This window comes from Vitiosangium sp. GDMCC 1.1324 (assembly GCF_003044305.1).
Lineage (GTDB): Bacteria > Myxococcota > Myxococcia > Myxococcales > Myxococcaceae > Archangium.
This window is the reverse complement of the sequence record NZ_PZOX01000002.1, coordinates 122,475-140,043: the sequence shown is the minus strand read 5'-3', so window position 1 is coordinate 140,043 and position 17,569 is coordinate 122,475. Positions and strand designations below refer to the sequence as shown.

The following is a 17,569-nucleotide window of genomic DNA, read 5'->3' as shown; positions in this document are numbered from 1 at the left end:
CGGGGGGCACCATCCCACCATGACTCGCGCCATGCGCCCCTCCCCCACACTTCGAGTCCTCTTCTTGAGCACGCACAACGTGGCCCGGAGCATCATGGCCGAGTACCTGCTGCGCCGTCTGGGGCACGGGCGCTTCGAGAGTTTTAGCGCGGGCCTGGAGCCGAGGGGCGAAGTGCACCCACTGACGGTGAAGGTGCTCAGGGAGCGCTTCCGCATCGAGCCGGACGGGGCCCGCAGCAAGTCCTGGGAGGAATTCCAGGACGAGCACTTCCACCTGGTCATCACGGTCAGTGACAAGGCGCGCGAGGTGGGCGTGGCTTGGTCCGGGAGGACCGTCTCGGCCCATTGGGACGAGCCAGACCCGGTGGCCTTCGACGGCGGCGACAAGGAGCGCGAGTTGCTCTTCGCCCAGGTGGGACGCGAGCTGTCGCAGCGCCTGGACCTGCTGTGCGCGCTGCCCACGGAGAAGCTGATGCTCCTGCCTCACCAGGACCAGGACGGCGCACCGCCGTAGCGCTCGCACGCCCGCTTGTTCCCGTACGAGGCGCCACCTGAGCAGGAACGAACGCCCGGACTCCCAGGGTTTGGAGAACGCCCAACTTCCGCACTGGAGAGGCCCGTGAATCGTCGTTCCAGCCATTCCTCCCGTACCCAGACTGGCAAGAAGACCCGCAAGACCACCACGCTCGCACGTCTCGCCCATTCCCGTCCGCGCAGGGTCGCGACGGCCGAGGCGCTCGAGACCCTGCTGGAGTCCATGCGGGCCGTCACCCATGGTGACTTCTCCGTCCGTCTGCCGCCGGAGGAGCAGCCCGCGGCGATGGCGGAAATTGCCCACGCCTTCAACGGCATGGTGGCGATGAACCAGCGGATGCAGGACGAGCTGGTACGCGTGGAGCGCGTGGTGGGCCGCGAGGGCCAGATGGCGGAGCGGGCCTCGCTGGGCCCCGTGAGCGGCGGCTGGGCGTCCAGCATCGGCTCCATCAACTCGCTCATCGCGGACCTGGTGCAGCCCACGACGGAAGTCGCGCGCGTGCTGGGCGCGGTGGCGCGCGGTGACCTGACCCAGAAGATGGCGCTGGACCTGCCAGGGCAGCCGGTGAAGGGCGAGTTCCTTCGCATCGGCACCACGGTGAACGCGATGGTGGATCAGCTCAGCTCCTTCGCGGCCGAAGTGACGCGCGTCGCGCGCGAAGTCGGTACGGAAGGAAAGCTGGGTGGCCAGGCGCGTGTGCCCGGTGTCGCCGGTACGTGGAAGGACCTCACGGACAGCGTGAACCAGCTGGCCAACAACCTGACCGCGCAGGTGCGAAACATCGCCGAGGTGACGACCTCGGTGGCGCGCGGTGACCTGTCGCGCAAGATCACGGTCGACGCGCGGGGCGAGGTGCTCGAGCTGAAGAACACCGTCAACACGATGGTGGACCAGCTCCGCTCGTTCGCCGGCGAAGTGACTCGCGTCGCCAAGGAAGTGGGTACGGAAGGCAAGCTGGGTGGCCAGGCCGACGTGCCCGGTGTGTCCGGCGTCTGGAAGGACCTCACGGACAACGTGAACCTGATGGCCTCCAACCTCACCACCCAGGTGCGTGGCATCGTGAAGGTGGTGACCGCGGTCGCCAACGGGGACCTGTCCCAGCGCCTCGTGGTGGATGCCAAGGGCGAGGTGGCCGCGCTGGCCGACACGCTCAACAGCATGACCAAGACGCTCGGCATCTTCGCCGACCAGGTGACCAGCGTCGCCAAGACGGTGGGCGTGGAAGGCAAGCTGGGCGCCCAGGCGGATGTGCCCGGTGTGGCCGGTACGTGGAAGGACCTCACCGACAACGTGAACCTGCTCGCCAACAACCTGACCGCGCAGGTGCGAAACATCGCCGAGGTCAGCACGGCCGTCGCCCGCGGTGACCTGTCCAAGAAGATCACCGTCGACGCGCGAGGCGAGGTGCTCGAGCTGAAGAACACCATCAACACGATGGTCGAGCAGCTCCGCTCGTTCGCCGGCGAGGTGACGCGCGTCGCCAAGGAAGTGGGTACGGAAGGCAAGCTGGGCGGTCAGGCCGACGTGCCGGGCGTTTCCGGTACGTGGAAGGACCTCACGGACAACGTGAACTTCATGGCCTCCAACCTCACCAGCCAGGTGCGAAACATCGCGCTGGTGACCACCGCGGTGGCCAATGGCGACCTGTCGCGCAAGATTACGGTCGACGTGAAGGGTGAAATCCTCGAGCTGAAGAACACCATCAACACGATGGTGGACCAGCTCCGGTCGTTCGCCGCGGAAGTGACGCGCGTCGCTCGCGAGGTGGGTACGGAAGGAAAGCTGGGCGGCCAGGCCGAAGTGCAGGGCGTGTCCGGCGTCTGGAAGGACCTGACCGACAGCGTGAACTCGATGGCGTCCAACCTGACCAACCAGGTGCGCAACATCGCCAAGGTGACGACGGCCGTCGCCAACGGCGACCTGTCCAAGAAGATTACCGTCGACGCGAAGGGGGAGATCCTCGAGCTGAAGGACACCATCAACACGATGGTGGATCAGCTCAACGCGTTCGCCTCGGAAGTGACCCGCGTCGCCCGCGAGGTGGGTACGGAGGGCAAGCTGGGCGGCCAGGCGCGCGTGCCCGGTGTCGCCGGTACGTGGAAGGACCTCACCGACAACGTGAACCTGATGGCCCGCAACCTGACGACCCAGGTGCGCGGCATCGTCAAGGTGGTGACCGCGGTCGCCAACGGTGACCTCACCCAGAAGCTGGTCGTCGACGCGAAGGGCGAGGTGGCCGCTCTGGCGGACACCATCAACAGCATGACCGACACGCTGGGCACCTTCGCCCAGCAGGTGTCCTCGGTGGCCCGCGAGGTGGGTATCGAAGGGAAGCTGGGCGGCCAGGCCAAGGTGCCCGGCGCCCGCGGTGCCTGGAGGCAGCTGACCGACAACGTGAATCAGCTCGCCGGCAACCTGACGTCCCAGGTGCGCGCCATCTCCGAGGTGGCCACCGCCGTGACGAAGGGTGACCTGACCCGGTCCATCTCGGTGGATGCCCAGGGCGAGGTCGCGGCCCTGAAGGACAACATCAACCAGATGATCGTCAACCTCAAGGAGACGACCCAGAAGAACACCGAGCAGGACTGGCTGAAGACGAACCTCGCGAAGTTCTCCGGCATGATGCAGGGCCAGAAGAACCTGGAGGCCGTCTCCCGGCTCATCATGTCCGAGCTGACGCCCCTGGTGTCCGCGCACCACGGCGCCTTCTTCCTCATGGACTCGGATGACGGCCACCCCGTGGCCAAGCTCACCTCCAGCTACGCCTACCGCGAGCGAAAGAACGTGGCCAACCGCTTCCGCCTCGGCGAGAGCCTGGTGGGCCAGTGCGCCCTGGAGAAGAAGACCATCCTCCTCACCCACGTGCCGGCGGACTACATCCGCATCACCTCCGGCCTGGGCGAGGCCAGCCCCCTCAATGTCATCGTCCTGCCCGTCCTCTTCGAGGGCGAGGTGAAGGCCGTCATCGAGCTGGCCTCCTTCCACCCGTTCAGCGCCATCCATCAAATCTTCCTCGACCAGCTCACCGAGAGCATCGGCGTGGTGCTGAACATGATCATGGCCAACATGCGCACCGAGGAGCTGCTGCGTCAGTCGCAGAGCCTCGCCAACGAGCTGCAGAGCCAGTCGCGCGAGCTCACCCAGCAGCAGGAGGAGCTCAAGCGCTCCAACTCGGCGCTGGAGGCCCAGGCCCTCGAGCTGGAGGAGAAGGCCAAGCTGCTCGAGCAGCAGAACATCAAGGTGGAGGAGAAGAACCGCGAGGTCGAGCAGGCGCGCGCCAGCCTGGAGGAGAAGGCCGAGCAGCTCTCGCTCATCTCCAAGTACAAGAGCGAGTTCCTCGCCAACATGTCCCACGAGCTGCGCACGCCGCTCAACAGCATGCTGGTGCTCGCCAAGCTGCTCGCGGACAACTCCGACGGCACGCTCAGCCGCAAGCAGGTGGAGTACGCGGAGACCATCTACTCGTCCGGTGGGGACCTGCTGTCCCTCATCAACGAGATTCTCGACCTCTCCAAGGTGGAGGCCGGGAAGATGCAGGTGGAGCCGCGCGACTCGGCCGTAGCGGAGCTGGTGGAGTTCGCTCGCCGCACCTTCGGCCCCGTGGCCGAGCAGAAGCACCTGGGCTTCCTCACCGAGGTGGGCTCGGAAGTGCCGGCCACCGTCTTCACGGACCCGAAGCGGTTGCAGCAGATTCTGAAGAACCTGCTGTCCAACGCCTTCAAGTTCACCAGCGCGGGCCAGGTGACGCTGCGCATCCGCATGGCGGACGCCGAGGAGCGCTTCGCCGCCCCCGAGCTGGTGGAGGCGGACACGGTGCTGGCCTTCTCCGTCATCGACACCGGCATCGGCATCCCCGAGGACAAGCAGAAGCTCATCTTCGAGGCCTTCCAGCAGGCGGATGGCACCACCAGCCGCAAGTACGGTGGCACGGGTCTGGGCCTCTCCATCAGCCGTGAGCTGGCCCGGCTGCTGGGCGGTGAGATTCGCGTGAGGAGCGCGCGGGGAGCGGGCAGCACCTTCACCCTCTACCTGCCGCGCAGCTACAACGGCCCCGAGCGCGGTGGCGAGCCGGCCAGCGAGTCGGACGGCTACACGCCCATGCTGCGCGAGCTGCTGCCTCGCGACGAGGTGCATGGCACCGCCGCTCCCCACCCGTTGATGGACGACCGGGATGACCTGAGCGCGGAGGACCGCGTGCTGTTGGTGGCGGTGGACGACGTGGAGTTCGCCAGCGGCCTGGTGGCCGCCGCGCACCAGAGCGGACTCAAGGCCCTGGTGGCCACGCGCGGGGATGTGGCGCTCTCGCTCGCCCAGCGGCTCAAGCCCTACGCCATCGTCTTGCAGCTCGGCCTGCCCGTCATCGACGGCTGGAGCGTGCTCGACCGCCTCAAGCGCGACCCGCGCACCCGCCGCATCCCCGTCCAGGTGGTGAGCGTGGACCGCATGCGCGGCGCCTCGTGCGGCGGCGGCTTCGTCTACCTCGACCGGCCCTTCTCTGCCGAGGCCCTCCAGGGCGCCTTCAGCCACCTGGAGCTCAAGCCCGATGGTGCACCCCGGAAGTTGCTGCTGGTGGACCCCAAGCCCGAGCTGCGTGAGTGCGCGCAGCAGCTCATCAACATGGGCGAGCCCCTGGAGATGCGTGAGCTGGAGTCGAACCACGCCCTGGAGGCGCTGGACCGCGGAGGCGTGGACGCGCTGGCCCTGGACCTGGCCTCGCCCGGCGGACGGGGCATGAAGCTGCTGGTGGAGCTGGTGCGCCGGCCCGCCCGTCTGCCCCCCGTGCTGCTCTACAGCGGCTCGCAGCTCCTGCCGGATGACGAGCGGAGGCTCCGCCGCTCGGCCGAGTCCGTGTTGCTCGAGGCGGCCGCGCGCTCGCCCGAGGCGGTGCTCGCCGAGGTGGGCCGCTTCCTGCGCCGCGTGGGAGACCAGTCCCGCGCCTCCGCCGAGGAGATGAAGGAGCTCTCCCGCTCGCTCACCAACCGCAAGGTGCTGCTGGTGGACGATGATGCGCGCAACATCTTCGCGCTCACCAGCGTGCTGGAGAACCACGGCATGCAGGTCACCTTCGCCCAGGACGGGCGAGCTGCCATGGACATCATGGAGAAGATTCCGGAGTTGGACGTGGTTCTGCTGGACGTGATGATGCCGGAGATGGATGGCTACCAGGCGATGCGCGCCATCCGCGCGGACCCCCGGTGGGCGTCGTTGCCGGTCATCGCCATCACCGCGCGGGCTCTCAAGGACGACCGCGAGAAGTGCCTCGAAGCCGGGGCGTCGGATTACCTGTCCAAGCCGGTCGATACCGAGCGGCTGTTGGAGCTGATTCGCCGGTGGGTAGAACCTTGCGCGGGAGCGAAATGACAGCGATGACGTGGACCGAGGGGGGCAAAGGTGGTGGATTCCCGGTTCAGGTGGAACCACCGCGGGCACGCATCCTGGTCGTCGATGACCACGCGCCGAACCTCCTCACCCTGGAAGCCACGCTCGGCGACCTGGGTGAGGTGGTGAAGGCCCACTCGGGCGAAGAGGCCCTCCTGCACCTGCTGCGCGAGGACTTCGCCCTCATCCTGTTGGACGTTCAGATGCCGGGGCTGGATGGCTTCGAGACGGCCCGGCTCATCAAGGAGCGCGAGCGCTCGCGCTTCATCCCCATCATCTTCCTCACCGCGCGCAGCCGGGACGCCTCGCATGTGTTCCGCGGCTACGCCCAGGGCGCGGTGGACTATGTCCTCAAGCCCTTCGCGCCGGAGATTCTGCGCTCGAAGGTGTCCGTCTTCGTGGAGCTGTTCCTCAAGGAGGAGCAGCTCAAGCGCCAGGAAGCCCTGCTGCGCCAGCGCGAGCTCGAGGCCCTGGAGCGCCAGAGCGCGCACCGCTACCGCCTGCTGGGCGACGCCATGCCCCTGTGTGTGTTCGCCGCGGGCCCGGATGGCCGGTTGCGCTACGGCAACCGTGTCTGGACGGAGCTGTCCGGCCTGCCAGCCGAGGCCGTGGAGGATCTCTGGCGCTCGGAGGTCGTGCATCCGGACGACCGTCAGGGCGTGCACGCCGCCTGGTGTCAGTCCGTGAGCACCGGCATGCCTTTCGAGGTGCAGTTCCGGCTGCGCCGGCAGAGCGATCAGGGTTTCCGCTGGCACCTGGGTCGCGCCGTGCCCGAGCGCAACGAGCGGGGCCGCATCACGGGGTGGATCGTCACCGCCACGGATATCGACGACCAGAAGCAGGCCGAGGAGGAGCTGGCCCGGGCGAGCGCCGCCAAGGATGCCTTCCTGGCGGCCGCCTCGCACGAGCTGCGCACGCCGCTGGCCGCCGCGAAGATGCAGGTGCAGCTGGCCCAGCGCAAGTATGGCTCCGAGCTGACGGAAGGGCCGCGCCGCGCGCTCGAGGGCCTGGACCGGCAGGTGGACCGGATGACCAAGCTGGTGTCCGACCTGCTGGATGTGAGCCGGCTCATCACGGGCCGTCTGTCGTTGGAGGTGGAGTCCTTCGACCTGGTGCCGCTGCTGCGTACCACCTGCGAGCGATTGCAGGCACTTGCCCCCGAGCACCAGCTGCGGCTGGACATCGCCGAGTCGTTGCCCATGCGCGGAGACTCGGGACGCATCGAGCAGGTGGTGACCAACCTGGTCTCCAACGCCGTGCGCTACTCGCCCCAGGGCGGGCCGGTAGAGCTGCGGGCGTGGTCCGAGGGCGGCCGGGTCCTGCTCCAGGTGCGGGACCATGGCATCGGCATCCCCGCGGAGAAGCTGGCGCTCATCTTTGAACGTTTCGGCCAGGCCCATGGCGCACGCTATGGCGGTCTGGGTTTGGGACTGACCATTTCCCAGGGCATCATCGAGCAGCACGGCGGTCGCATCTGGGCGGAGTCCCCGGGCGTGGAAGGTGAGGGAAGCACCTTCCATGTGAGCCTGCCCGTCCAATCAGTCCTTCCATAGCGGAACCTCCCGGGGGGCGGTGGGCGGTTCGAGGAGGGGAGAAAGGGATGACGTTTGCACGCGGGCGATCTTCCCGAAGGAGTGCAGCGGCTCATCGCCGAGCACATCGATTCCGTGGAGCAGCTGGAGATCCTCCTGCTGCTGGCCCGTCACCCGGAGCGGACCTGGAACGCGGAGACGGTGGCTCGGGAGCTGAGGATCTCCGCCCTCTCCGCGGGTGACCGGCTGGAGGACCTGGCGCGCGACGCGCTCCTGGCCAGCACCGAGGGGAGCGCGGAGGAGTACCGCTATGCACCGCGGAGCCCGATGCAGGATGAATCGGTACGGGGTCTCGCCACAGCGTATGTGGAGCGCCGAGTGACCGTCATCAACCTCATCTTCTCCAAGCCGGTCGACAAGATTCGTACCTTCGCCGATGCCTTCCGGCTCCGGAAGAAGGAGGATGACAATGGCTGAGGTGGTCTTCCTGCTGTGCGCGGCGACCAGTCTCGCCTGCGCGGTCCTGCTCCTGCGCGGCTATGCCCGCAACAAGGTTCGCCTGCTGCTGTGGAGCAGCCTCTGTTTCGTCGGGCTGGCGGTGAACAACGTACTGCTGGTGATGGACCTGATGGTCATCTCCGACCGGAGCCTGTTGTTGTTCCGCAACGTGTCCGGCCTCCTGTCGCTCGCGCTCCTGGTCTTCGGGCTCGTCTGGGATTCTGAATGAACGAGTTCCTCTCCGGCATGGCGTCCGCCCTGTGTTGTGTCGCGGGGCTGTTCTTCCTCCGGTTCTGGCGGAGGACGCGCGACCGTTTCTTCGCGTTCTTCTCCGCCTCCTTCTGGCTGATGGCGCTGCACCGCGTGGTGAACCTGTACCTGCGGGACAGCAACGAGCACCTCGTCGGGGCGTACTCCATCCGGCTGCTCGCCTTCGTGCTCATCCTGGTGGCCATCGTGGACAAGAACCGGGCGACGCCGCGCAAGAAGGCCCCCGCCTCCCGGGACGACAAACCGGCCCCCTGAGACGAGTCCCTCGCCGTGCTCACGGAGGGCACGAGATTGCTTCCGGTGAGGACGGGAGTGCTCCAGGAGTGTCGGGTGGAGGGGCTTGACCAGCCCTGGGGCATGGCACTGCGTTTGCGATGCTTTGTCTTGCACTGGACGGAGTGTCCGGAGGCGAGCGGCGGAGGCGTACCAGGGTATGAGTGGACGGCGGCGGTGGGGGTGGGGGCTGGCGGGTGTGTTTGCGGCGGTACTGGCCTGTGGGGAGGGTCAACAGGGGAGGCATGGGCCCCTCGTGCCGGTGCGGGGTGACCCGGGCTCGGGGGCTCCTTCGGGTATTTCGCCTCCCGATGAGGCCGGCACGAGGGACGGGGATGAGGCCCCGTTACCCGTGGCTGACAGAGGAGAGGACGAGGGCCCCGTGGGGGTCGACACTCCGCGGGACGATGTCGAGCCTCCACCCGACACGGCTCCGCCGGGCCCTGTCGCGGAGACTCCGCCGGGCCCTGTCGCGGAGACTCCGCCGGTGGATCGCGCGCCCGAGCCGGGCACGAGCGAGCCTCCACCTCCACCGGAGGCGGGCCCGGTCGTCTACCCGGATGCCCATGGGTGGACGTTCTACGGTCCGGAGCAGGGGGCGCCGCGCGAGGCGTACGGCGTCACGGAGGACGAGGGAGGCAACCTCTGGGTGGCCGGTGGCGAGGAAGGGCTGTTCCTCCTGCGTCCGGGCGCCGACACCTTCGAGCGCTTCACGATGGACGATGGTCTGCGCCCCTATGGCTATCTGAAGAACGGGAAGGCGCCAGTGGGGCCGAAGTACCTCAAGGTCATCTCGGTGGCGGGAGGGCCGGCGGGCACGGTGTTCGTGGGTTACCAGGGCCATCCGGATTGCGAGAACAACTTCTACGTGAAGGGCGCGAAGGATCCGAACATCTACAAGAGCGGTGACGCGGACAAGGTGACGCTGACGGCCACGGGCATCCACGTCGTCCACTACGACATCTCGTCCGGCCCGGGAGTGATTGGCGAGGAGGCGGGCGGGCGCGAGAAGATCTGCTCCATCCTGCGCATCGCCTGGGACAAGAAGCACGGCAACCTGTGGTTCGGCGCCAATCACGCCTTCGCGTGGGGAGACCCGGACTATCAGGGCAACCCCACCTGCAATGGCCAGCGGGAGTGCTCGGGCGTGCTGGAGCACACGCACCCGTACATCACGGCGAAGGATGCGTCGGGCCACCAGTTCCGGCTCACGGATGCCTATTACGGCATCGCCGTGCGTCCGGACGGGGACGTGTGGTTCGGCGGGTGCAACCGCTCCACGCGCTTCCGCTTCATGACCGTCAAGGTCCCGAGGGACTTCGAGCTGGCGCGCAAGCAGTCGGAGAACCGCTCCGCCATCAAGAACCGCATCGACGTCTGGCCAGACAAGGTGGACGAGGTGGGGATTCCGGGCCCCGGGGACCGGGTGGACGACAACGTGTCGGGCATGGCGCTGATGCCAGATGGCTCGGTGTGGGTGAGTTCCTTCGCGTGGGGCGTGGCCCGGATGGACTCGAAGGGCGTGGTGCAGCAGTACGCGCTCGGCACGGGCGGGGATCGCTTCGTTTCGGCACTGGCGCGTGACTCGAGCGACAACAGTGTCTGGGCTGGTCACCGCTGGGGCGGCGGGCTCACCCGGCTGAAGGGAGACACGACGCTGCGCTACAGCGAGGCCCTCGGCCCGCTCGCGTACCACCCCGTCTGGGACATCCAGTCCGTGGGCAGCGGGACGGAGCGCCGGCTGCTGGTGGCCTTCGGAACCGATGAGAGCGGACGCCCGGGGGCCATCGGCATCTACCGCGCCGAGTAGACAGGGCAGGGCGGCTCCTGGCTCAGCTGCTCAGCGCCGCCGAATGCCCCCGGTGCAGCGTGGTCACCGAGCCGTCCACGGGAAGCCGCAGCCGGAAGGCGGTGCCCTGGCCTGGCTCGCTGCGCACGTCGATCTGCCCGCCCATGGACTGCACGATGGTCTGGCAGATGGCCAGCCCCAACCCGGTGCCCACGCCCACCGGCTTGGTGGTGAAGAAGGGCTCGAAGATGCGCTGCTGGAGGTCGGGCGGGATGCCTTGTCCGTTGTCCGCCACCTCGAGCACCACGTGCTTCGGTCCCTCGCGCCACGCGGAGACCTGGATGCGGTTGTCGTCGGGGTGGCGCGCCGGAAGCGCTTGCAGCGCGTTGACCAGCAGGTTGACGAGTACCTGTCCCAGACGCGCCTCGTTGCCGCGCACGAATGGCACCTCTCCCAACGAGCGCACCACCTGGGTGCGATGCCGTAGCGCGCTGCGCATCAGCCGCAGCGCGCTGTCCACCACGCGGTGCACGTCCACCGGGCCGCTGCGCTCCTCGTCGGCGCGTGCGAAGGACTTCAGGTCCTGCACGAGCTCCCGGATGCGCCCCACGCCCTCCCGCGTCTCGGTGAGCACCTCGCGCAGCTCGGGCAGCGACTCGGGCATCACCATCATCTGGTTGAGCTGCTCCTCCAGGAAGGTGATGTTGGCCGAGACGAAGGTGAGCGGGTTGTTGATCTCATGCGCCACGCCGGTGGCGAGCGTGCCCACCGAGGCCATGCGATCTGCCAGCCGCAGCTGCGACTCCAGCCGCTTGCGGTCCGTGACGTCGCGGCAGAGCACCATGAGCAGGGGACGGCCCCCCAGTCCGGTGAAGAGCGCCTTCTTGGTGACGATCGCGTGGGTGTGTCCGGAGCCGTCGGCGAAGTTGTCCTCGTTCTCCTGCGGCTGTCCGGTGGTGAAGACCTGCTCGTCCTGCTTCCTGAAGGCCTCCGCCTCGTGTTGGGAGAAGAAATCGAGGTCCGTCTTGCCCTGCAGCTGCTCGAGGGGGCGTCCCACGAGGCGGCAGAAGGCGCTGTTCATGGCCACCCACCGGTGGGCCCGGTCCTTCACCAGCAGCGGGTCCGGCACGGCGTCGAGCGTCTTCTGCAGTTGCTCGCGCGACCGGTCCAGCTCGTCACGGGCGCGCAGGCGCTCCAGCTCCATGCTCGCGCGCACGGCGAAGGCGTTGATGAGCGCGTAGTCCAGGGGCCGCGCCTCGAGTGGCCTGTCATTGAGGATGGCGAGCACGCCGATGGGCTGCCCACGCGAGTCCCGCAGGGCGGCGCCCAGATAGCTGCGCAGGCCCTGCTCGTGCAGCATGGTGTCCTCGGGGAAGCGCGCGGCCACGCCATCCGGGTAGTGGCAGATGGCCTGGTCCACCGTGACCTGGCAGGGCGTCCCGGCGAGCGGGTAGGGCGGCAGGTCGCAGAAGTCACCCTGGTTGAAGCAGGCCAGCTTGCGCACGGTGTTTCCGTCCAGCTCCCCCACCAGCGCGCAGGTGACGCCGAGCACCTGGGCCAGCTGCTTCACCATGGACTGGAAGAAGCCGGGGCCGGGCTCGGCGAGGGTGAGCTCGAGCAGGGCCTGGAGCGTGGCCTCCATCCGCACCGACCGCTGGCTGTCCACCACCAGGGCCGAGGGCACCATCGACTGCAGCCGCCGCTCCAGCGCCATCAGCCGGGTGCCCCAGCGTGCACCCGGAGGCGCCAGACACTCGTCGGCGCCCGCCTGGTCCAGCCTGTCGAGCTCGTCCGGGCCTCGCTGCGTCAGCACCACCAGATGGGACTGCGAGGCGGTGCGGCGGGCGTGGAGCTGCTGGCAGAACGCGAGCGTGTCCTCCAGGGGCCCTCCCGCGTCCCAGAGTACCAGCAGTCCCGAGGGCAGGGCCTCGGGCAGCTCTTCCAACTGCCGTGCGTGCCGGATGGAGCACTCCACCGCGTGGTGCGCGCCCTCCTCGTGAAGCTTGCGCTCCAGCTCCTCGGTGACCGACTGGGGAACCCCCAGCATGACGACGTGCATGGAACTCCTCTCCCGGCACCCTGGATTGCATTCTCGCAGCCGCGTTGGATCACTCGCAGTATGACCTGGAATCGCGCGATTGCGAGGTTGGGGCGGGATGTCCTCAGGGCTCGACGGAGACAGAGACGTCCCCCAGGCCCTCCACGGTGAGGCGGACCTTGTCTCCGGGCTGGAGCATGTGGGCCGCGGTGGCGGCGCCCGAGAGCACGATGCTGCCGGCGGGCAGGGCTTCTCCACGTTGGTCGAGCAGCTCGCACAGTTGGACGACGGACAGCAACGGGTCTCCCGAGATGGCGTCCGAGCGCGCCTCCGCCACACGCTGGCCGTTCACCTCCATCACCATCTGGAGCCGAGGCAGGTCCAGCTCGCGAGACGGGCGCACGGTGGTGCCCGGGACGAAGTGCGAGGACGAGGAGTTGTCCGCCACGACATCGGGCAGGGAGAAGTATTTGAAGCCGACGAAGCGCGAGTCGAGGATCTCCATCGCGGCGAAGACGCTCGAGCAGGCCTCGAGTGCCTGCTCGCGGGTGATGCGGCCGCGCAGCTCGCGCGAGGTGCGGAAGGCGATCTCCGGTTCAATCTTCGGGTGGATGGAGCCCTGGAGACGGAAGGTGCCGCCGGAGGGGACCTGCATCTTGTCCGTGAGGACGCCGTACACCGGCGAGTCCAGGTTCATCTGACGGCGCTTGGCCTCGGAGGTGAAGCCCATCTTCATCCCCACGACGCGCTCGCCGCGCGAGGTGCGCAAGCGGATGCCCTCGGCCTGGATGGCGTAGGCGTCCGGGAGCGAGAGGTCTGTGTGTTGCCGGGTGAGGGGAGGAATCTCGCGGGCCTCCAGCCGTGCCTGGTCCAGCAGTTGGGCCAGTTCCTCGTGCATGCGTGCCGTCATCGCCATCTCCGAAGCAGGGGATGGCCCGTTTTCCGATGCCTCGGCCGGGAGCGCAAGGGGCCAGGCTCAGGAGCGGTGCCGCTCGGCGACCCGGTAGAGCTGGGTGAGAGAGAAGTCCAGCAGCGACTGGCACGAGCGCATGTAGCGCCAGGCCCGGACGAAGGGCAGCCAGACACGGTTGCCCACGCGCACCTGTGCCTCCGAGAACTTCTTGCGCGGTATCCACTGGCCGCCCAGGTTGCGCACCAGCACCTGGCCCAGGTACGCGCCAATGGCGGGCACCGCGTGCTCGTCGATGTTCTTCCGCTCGAAGACCCGTGGGAACTCCTCATGCCAGAACTGGTAGTCCACATCCGTGAGGGACTCGGGCGTCTCCTCGAAGACGGAGGGCACCTTCGTGTGCAGGAGCGCCACCAGGAGCTCGGCGAGGTAGCTGTAGATTTCGAGCGCACGCTTCGGGTCCTCCACGTCCGAAGGTAGGGCGGCGTCGGCGGGGAGCCACTCCTCGGGCTCGGGCGGTTGGTATGCGTTGAACTCGGCAATCTTCCGCTGGCGCTCGTGGCTGGCGACGCGGTCCACCACGCGCGAGAGGAGCGGCGCCACGTCCGGGTGGAAGCGGGGCTCCACGGGGGCGAGCGTGGCGCTGCGCTCACGCAAATTGCGCAACACGGTGGGAAGGTCCAGGTCCGGGCGGAGGTGGACATGGGCGCGAGCCTGGGCGAGGCGCGCCTCCTCGCTGGCGAAGTCCGCGGCGGTGGGCCACGTCACCAGGAGGACGGAGCCGTTGGGCAGCTCCTCCACCCGCCAGGCCGGCGTGGACAGCATGCGCTCTCGGCCGACGGTCTCCACCAGCTTCGGGCCGAAGATGTTGAGCCAGGATACCTCGTAGATTTTGTCGAACCCGTCTCGAATGGAGGTCTGCTGATCGCGGCCGAAACGGGGAGAACCCGCCAACGCACTGTCAGCAATGCTGTGAGCTACGGCATGAGTGACCGGGTAGCGAGAGGCCCAGGAGCGCACCATCTCCACGAATTGGCGGCAGCACTCCGCGTCCGTGAAGGAGGAGATCGGCTTCACCTTGATCGTGATTCCCAGTTTGGTAGGCAGCGGTGGGAACCAGAGACTGAGCGACATGTCCAACGCGGGCCACTTCGTGCGATAGAGCCCGAGCCCCGTGCTGTTCTCGTCGCGCTCCTCTTCCAGGGACTTCCAGGCGGCGGCGCGGGAATATTTGCGGCGCCGCTTGCCTTCAACGACGTCTGGCATCCACCCGTTGGCGTGCTCCTCGAGCGCCTGAAGAAAGGGTTCCAGCTCGCTCTCCAGTGCCGCCTGCGTGTCGAAGGCACCGTCGAAATCCAGCCGGAGATAGTCCTCCTCCCTCTCGCGGTGAAACTCCAGCCTCTTCATTGGAACAACACCTCCACTCCCGGAACCTTGCTCTGGGTTTTTTCCACGGCCCTATCCAACAGCTTTACGTCTTTGGGCAAGAGGGACCCCCCCTCGTAGACGAGGCGGACCCTTTGAACTGGCACTTCGCTGCCGCCTGGCAGAAGAGGCTGCAGAGAGGGTCGGCGGATGTCCAGCGTCTCGCCGTAGAACCGCAGGGCTTCCCTCGCGTCCTCAAGCATCTGCGTTTTCAAAGCTTCTTCCTCCAGCAGCGCGAGATCTCGGCTCTTGAAGCTGAACGTCTCGACACGACGTGGCCGCCCGGCGAGCGCTCCCTCCTCAATGATGAGTACATCCGCGAAGCGCAGGCCGCTCTTGGGTTTCCACACGCCTACGTATCTCTCGATGCGAGGACGGTCGAAGTCCGCGAGGAAGCGGCGCTGCGCCTTGGGAAGGGTCGCGTCGGCACGCAGCAACGCCACCATGAGGCGCTCGAAGTGCAGCCCCCGGGCGAACCACCCCCACATCCTCTCGTAAGCATCCCAGCGCAGAGGACCCTTGGAGGCCTTGCCCTGCTTGAGCTCCCCCAGGCGATTCTCGTAATAGGCGACGTATTCACTCCAACGCGGGTTGATTTCAGCTCCGGGCGGCGGGGCGTCGAGGGAGGGGCGTTGCTTCTCCAGCAACGCCACGTTCGCGGGCAGGCGCGGGCCCGTGGCCTCCAACTCCGCCAGCGCCAGCCGGGCCTCCACCACCTCGAAGGTGATGCCCGCCCCCTCGTCCACCAGCGAGGCCATACCGGGGCGCTCCGCGGCACCGGCTGCTCTGTTGGTGGGACGTGCAGTGTTGTCCGCCACGGTGGCCACTTGCCCGGGGCCATTCTCCGCCCCGCTCCTGCCCGCAGGGGCACCCGTGGCCCCTGGCCGGGCCTTGGACATCATCGCTTGTGCCCGGGCCACGTTGCCCCGGGCCTCGCGCAGAGCCAGGGCAGCATCCACGCCTCCCACAGCCACGAAGCGGCCTGCCTCCCGGCTGGCTTGGATGTCCCGGGCCAGCTCTCGCAGGCCGTCCACGCCCAGCCGTGCCTCCAACTGCTGCACCATCTCCTTGAGGGCTGTCAGGCGCAGTTCCGGTACTCCCAGCCCTCGCGCAGCTCCCTGTCCGGCGCCCGGGGCACCTCGAGCCTCGGACAGGGCGTGCATGCCCTTGTCCCCGGCGTACAGGGCTCCCAGTAGCAACGCGGGCACCAGCTCGCGTGCGGCCTGCTCGTACTGGCGCTGTGTCAGCGAGTACGCCCCATGGCCCGTGCCCGCCACCAGGTAATAGAAGCCCAGCGGCACTCCGAACGTCATGGAGTCGAAGGTGCCCAGCGCCACGTGGCCCGGAGCGAAGTACTCTCGGTTGAGTGCCCGCTCCGTCTCGTCGAAGGCCTCCTGGTAGGGCGGTGGCAGGTGGGCTCGCGTGGCAAGCACTCCCCCGCCCTGAAGCCCATCCACCACCGGAATGGAGGAGGCCATGTCGTCGGCGGCGCGGCCCAGGCCCCGCAGCACGTCACCGGGTTGCTCGTCCCGGTCCGGGTAGCCCGAGAGCTTGAAGCCCCGCTGCTCCAACGCCTCGCGGACGGCCCGCATCTGCCCCAGCGTCTGTTCCAGTTGCTTGTCTTTCGCCAGCAGAACCAACAGCTCGCGCACCTCGTCATCGAAGGCGGTGTCGAGGAGGTAGAGGGAGAGCACCTGGGCGTAGGCCCCGTACTTGCGGGTGGCGGTGACGAGGAAGGAGAAGCGCTTGCGCTGGAGCACCTGGGCGGCCGGGCCCTCCAAGGGCCCCAGCGCGCCGAGCCTCACGGCGGACCAATCCTCCAGCGCCTCCACCAGCCGGGGCATGTCCACCCGGCGCTGCAACGCGAGGAACTCCGCGGGCGAGGTGCATGTGAAGAAGGGAGCGAGCAGCTCTTCATCCGACCATGAGGAGTAATCAGGCCAGCCTTCCGGTACTGCCTGGCCTCCGCAGGAGGGCGGGCCTTGGGGCGCAGTCGCACTCACCAGGGCCACATCCGAGGCCCTCATGTGCTCGCCGTGTTGGCGGTGCAGCAGCTCCTGTCCGCCCGGCTCGGTGGATGCGAAAGAGGAGGGCGTCTGGAGTGAGGGCGTACCGGCTGCCGTCTCTCGCAACGCGGATATGGAGCCGCTCCCGCCAGGTAGCGGAGCCATCGTGACGCAGCCCGTGGTGAGCAACGCCATCCCAAGCAACAGCGCCGCCCACCTGAGTGCCACGGCCTCAGCGCGCATCGTCCACCCCAGGCCCAGCGAGGCATGGGCTCTCGGTCGCAGCGGGAAGTTCACGTCCCGGTCGTACCTGTTTCCTTCCCGCCTGTCCCGTGAACGGGCGTTGGCGCATGCAGTGGAAATGCGCCAGGGTCGCTGCCTGGAGGAAGGCTCACGCATGACACGGCGTTCCTTCGAGGAGTCCAGGCAGGAGGGCGGTCTTCACCACCGTTTGGGTCAGCTCGTTGGTGAGTGGGAGGGCACGACGAGGACGTGGTTCGAGCCGGACAAGCTGGCGGATGAGTCACCCTGGCACGGGACCATCTGCCCCGTTCTCGGGGGCAGGTTCGTGGTGCACGAGTACGAGGGCTCGTTGCAGGGCAAGCCACTCGCCGGGATGGCCATCTACGGCTACCACCTGGACCCGGATCGCTCATCATGTTCTCCAAGGGAGCGAACGAGAGCCGGGGGGCTTTGGCGTCCGGGGCAGCTACGAGGCCCCGTCCGGGCCGCTGTGGGGCTGGCGGACGGAAATCCAGCTGCCCGAGCCCGGGAAGCTGATCATCACGCACTACAACATCACGCCCGATGGCCAGGAGGCCAAGGCGGTCGAGACGGTTTACCGCCGTAAGTCCTGAGCACATGAACCAGAAGTGAACGTCGCGGGTTTCCTCCTTGGGTGGCCGTGGCGCGGG

General features: G+C 67.9%; 12 protein-coding genes and 1 pseudogene. 9 read left to right on the top strand and 4 right to left on the bottom strand.

Annotated features, from left to right (window positions below; genetic code table 11):
* The first annotated feature begins 64 nt into the window (after window positions 1-64).
* The 7 genes from DAT35_RS05040 to DAT35_RS05010 all read left to right on the top strand — a co-directional run bounded on the left by DAT35_RS05040 (window position 65) and on the right by DAT35_RS05010 (window position 10,297).
* Window positions 65-514: an arsenate reductase ArsC gene (locus DAT35_RS05040; RefSeq protein WP_158501556.1), complete on the top strand. Its 450-nt coding sequence runs from the start codon at window positions 65-67 to the stop codon at window positions 512-514.
* Window positions 515-619: 105 nt separating this feature from the next.
* Window positions 620-5,896, top strand: a complete 5,277-nt coding sequence (locus DAT35_RS05035; RefSeq protein ID WP_158501555.1) for a HAMP domain-containing protein — start codon at window positions 620-622, stop codon at window positions 5,894-5,896.
* A gap of 50 nt (window positions 5,897-5,946) precedes the next feature.
* Window positions 5,947-7,467, top strand: coding sequence for an ATP-binding protein (locus DAT35_RS05030; protein ID WP_369945109.1), 1,521 nt, complete (start codon window positions 5,947-5,949; stop codon window positions 7,465-7,467).
* Between the two features lie 54 nt (window positions 7,468-7,521).
* Window positions 7,522-7,923, top strand: a complete 402-nt coding sequence (locus DAT35_RS05025) for a hypothetical protein (protein WP_108065761.1) — start codon at window positions 7,522-7,524, stop codon at window positions 7,921-7,923.
* The gene (locus DAT35_RS05020) at window positions 7,916-8,173 is read left to right on the top strand and encodes a DUF5985 family protein (RefSeq protein ID WP_108065760.1); all 258 of its coding nucleotides are present in this window, start codon (window positions 7,916-7,918) and stop codon (window positions 8,171-8,173) included. The genes DAT35_RS05025 and DAT35_RS05020 overlap by 8 nt, the downstream gene beginning before the upstream one ends.
* The gene (locus tag DAT35_RS05015) at window positions 8,170-8,469 is read left to right on the top strand and encodes a DUF5985 family protein (protein WP_108065759.1); all 300 of its coding nucleotides are present in this window, start codon (window positions 8,170-8,172) and stop codon (window positions 8,467-8,469) included. The genes DAT35_RS05020 and DAT35_RS05015 overlap by 4 nt, the downstream gene beginning before the upstream one ends.
* 370 nt (window positions 8,470-8,839) lie before the next feature.
* Window positions 8,840-10,297, top strand: coding sequence for a hypothetical protein (locus DAT35_RS05010; protein WP_233261309.1), 1,458 nt, complete (start codon window positions 8,840-8,842; stop codon window positions 10,295-10,297).
* 22 nt (window positions 10,298-10,319) lie between these two features.
* Here DAT35_RS05010 and DAT35_RS05005 read toward each other — a convergent pair whose 3' ends face one another.
* The 4 genes from DAT35_RS05005 to DAT35_RS04990 all read right to left on the bottom strand — a co-directional run bounded on the left by DAT35_RS05005 (window position 10,320) and on the right by DAT35_RS04990 (window position 16,898).
* Window positions 10,320-12,335 carry an ATP-binding protein gene (locus DAT35_RS05005; protein ID WP_108065758.1) on the bottom strand — a complete coding sequence of 672 codons (2,016 nt, stop codon included), beginning with the start codon at window positions 12,333-12,335 and terminating at the stop codon, window positions 10,320-10,322.
* 103 nt (window positions 12,336-12,438) lie between these two features.
* Complete coding sequence (locus tag DAT35_RS05000; RefSeq protein ID WP_108065757.1) at window positions 12,439-13,224, bottom strand: 2-keto-4-pentenoate hydratase; 786 nt, start codon at window positions 13,222-13,224, stop codon at window positions 12,439-12,441.
* Between the two features lie 66 nt (window positions 13,225-13,290).
* Complete coding sequence (locus DAT35_RS04995; protein ID WP_108065756.1) at window positions 13,291-14,631, bottom strand: hypothetical protein; 1,341 nt, start codon at window positions 14,629-14,631, stop codon at window positions 13,291-13,293.
* The gene (locus DAT35_RS04990; RefSeq protein WP_108066400.1) at window positions 14,628-16,898 is read right to left on the bottom strand and encodes a hypothetical protein; all 2,271 of its coding nucleotides are present in this window, start codon (window positions 16,896-16,898) and stop codon (window positions 14,628-14,630) included. Before DAT35_RS04990 ends, DAT35_RS04995 begins: the two co-directional genes overlap by 4 nt.
* On the opposite strand from DAT35_RS04990, the pseudogene DAT35_RS62300 reads away from it, so the two are divergent.
* Window positions 16,789-17,283: pseudogene (locus DAT35_RS62300) on the top strand (DUF1579 family protein); the annotation flags it as partial. The gene DAT35_RS04990 and the pseudogene DAT35_RS62300 overlap by 110 nt on opposite strands.
* A complete protein-coding gene (locus DAT35_RS04985) occupies window positions 17,174-17,512 on the top strand; it encodes a DUF1579 family protein (protein WP_255415152.1) in 339 nt (112 codons plus the stop codon). The pseudogene DAT35_RS62300 and the gene DAT35_RS04985, both read left to right, overlap by 110 nt.
* The last annotated feature ends 57 nt before the right edge of the window (window positions 17,513-17,569 follow it).

What these genes read in the sequence shown, in the direction of transcription:
- DAT35_RS05020 (WP_108065760.1), top strand. Translation starts at nt 7,916, where the DNA reads ATGGCTGAGGTGGTCTTCCTGCTGTGCGCGGCGACCAGTCTCGCCTGC.
- DAT35_RS05015 (WP_108065759.1), top strand. Translation starts at nt 8,170, where the DNA reads ATGAACGAGTTCCTCTCCGGCATGGCGTCCGCCCTGTGTTGTGTCGCG.
- DAT35_RS05005 (WP_108065758.1), bottom strand. Translation starts at nt 12,335, where the DNA reads ATGCACGTCGTCATGCTGGGGGTTCCCCAGTCGGTCACCGAGGAGCTG.
- DAT35_RS05000 (WP_108065757.1), bottom strand. Translation starts at nt 13,224, where the DNA reads ATGACGGCACGCATGCACGAGGAACTGGCCCAACTGCTGGACCAGGCA.
- DAT35_RS04995 (WP_108065756.1), bottom strand. Translation starts at nt 14,631, where the DNA reads ATGAAGAGGCTGGAGTTTCACCGCGAGAGGGAGGAGGACTATCTCCGG.
- DAT35_RS04990 (WP_108066400.1), bottom strand. Translation starts at nt 16,898, where the DNA reads ATGCGCGCTGAGGCCGTGGCACTCAGGTGGGCGGCGCTGTTGCTTGGG.
- DAT35_RS04985 (WP_255415152.1), top strand. Translation starts at nt 17,174, where the DNA reads ATGAGTCACCCTGGCACGGGACCATCTGCCCCGTTCTCGGGGGCAGGT.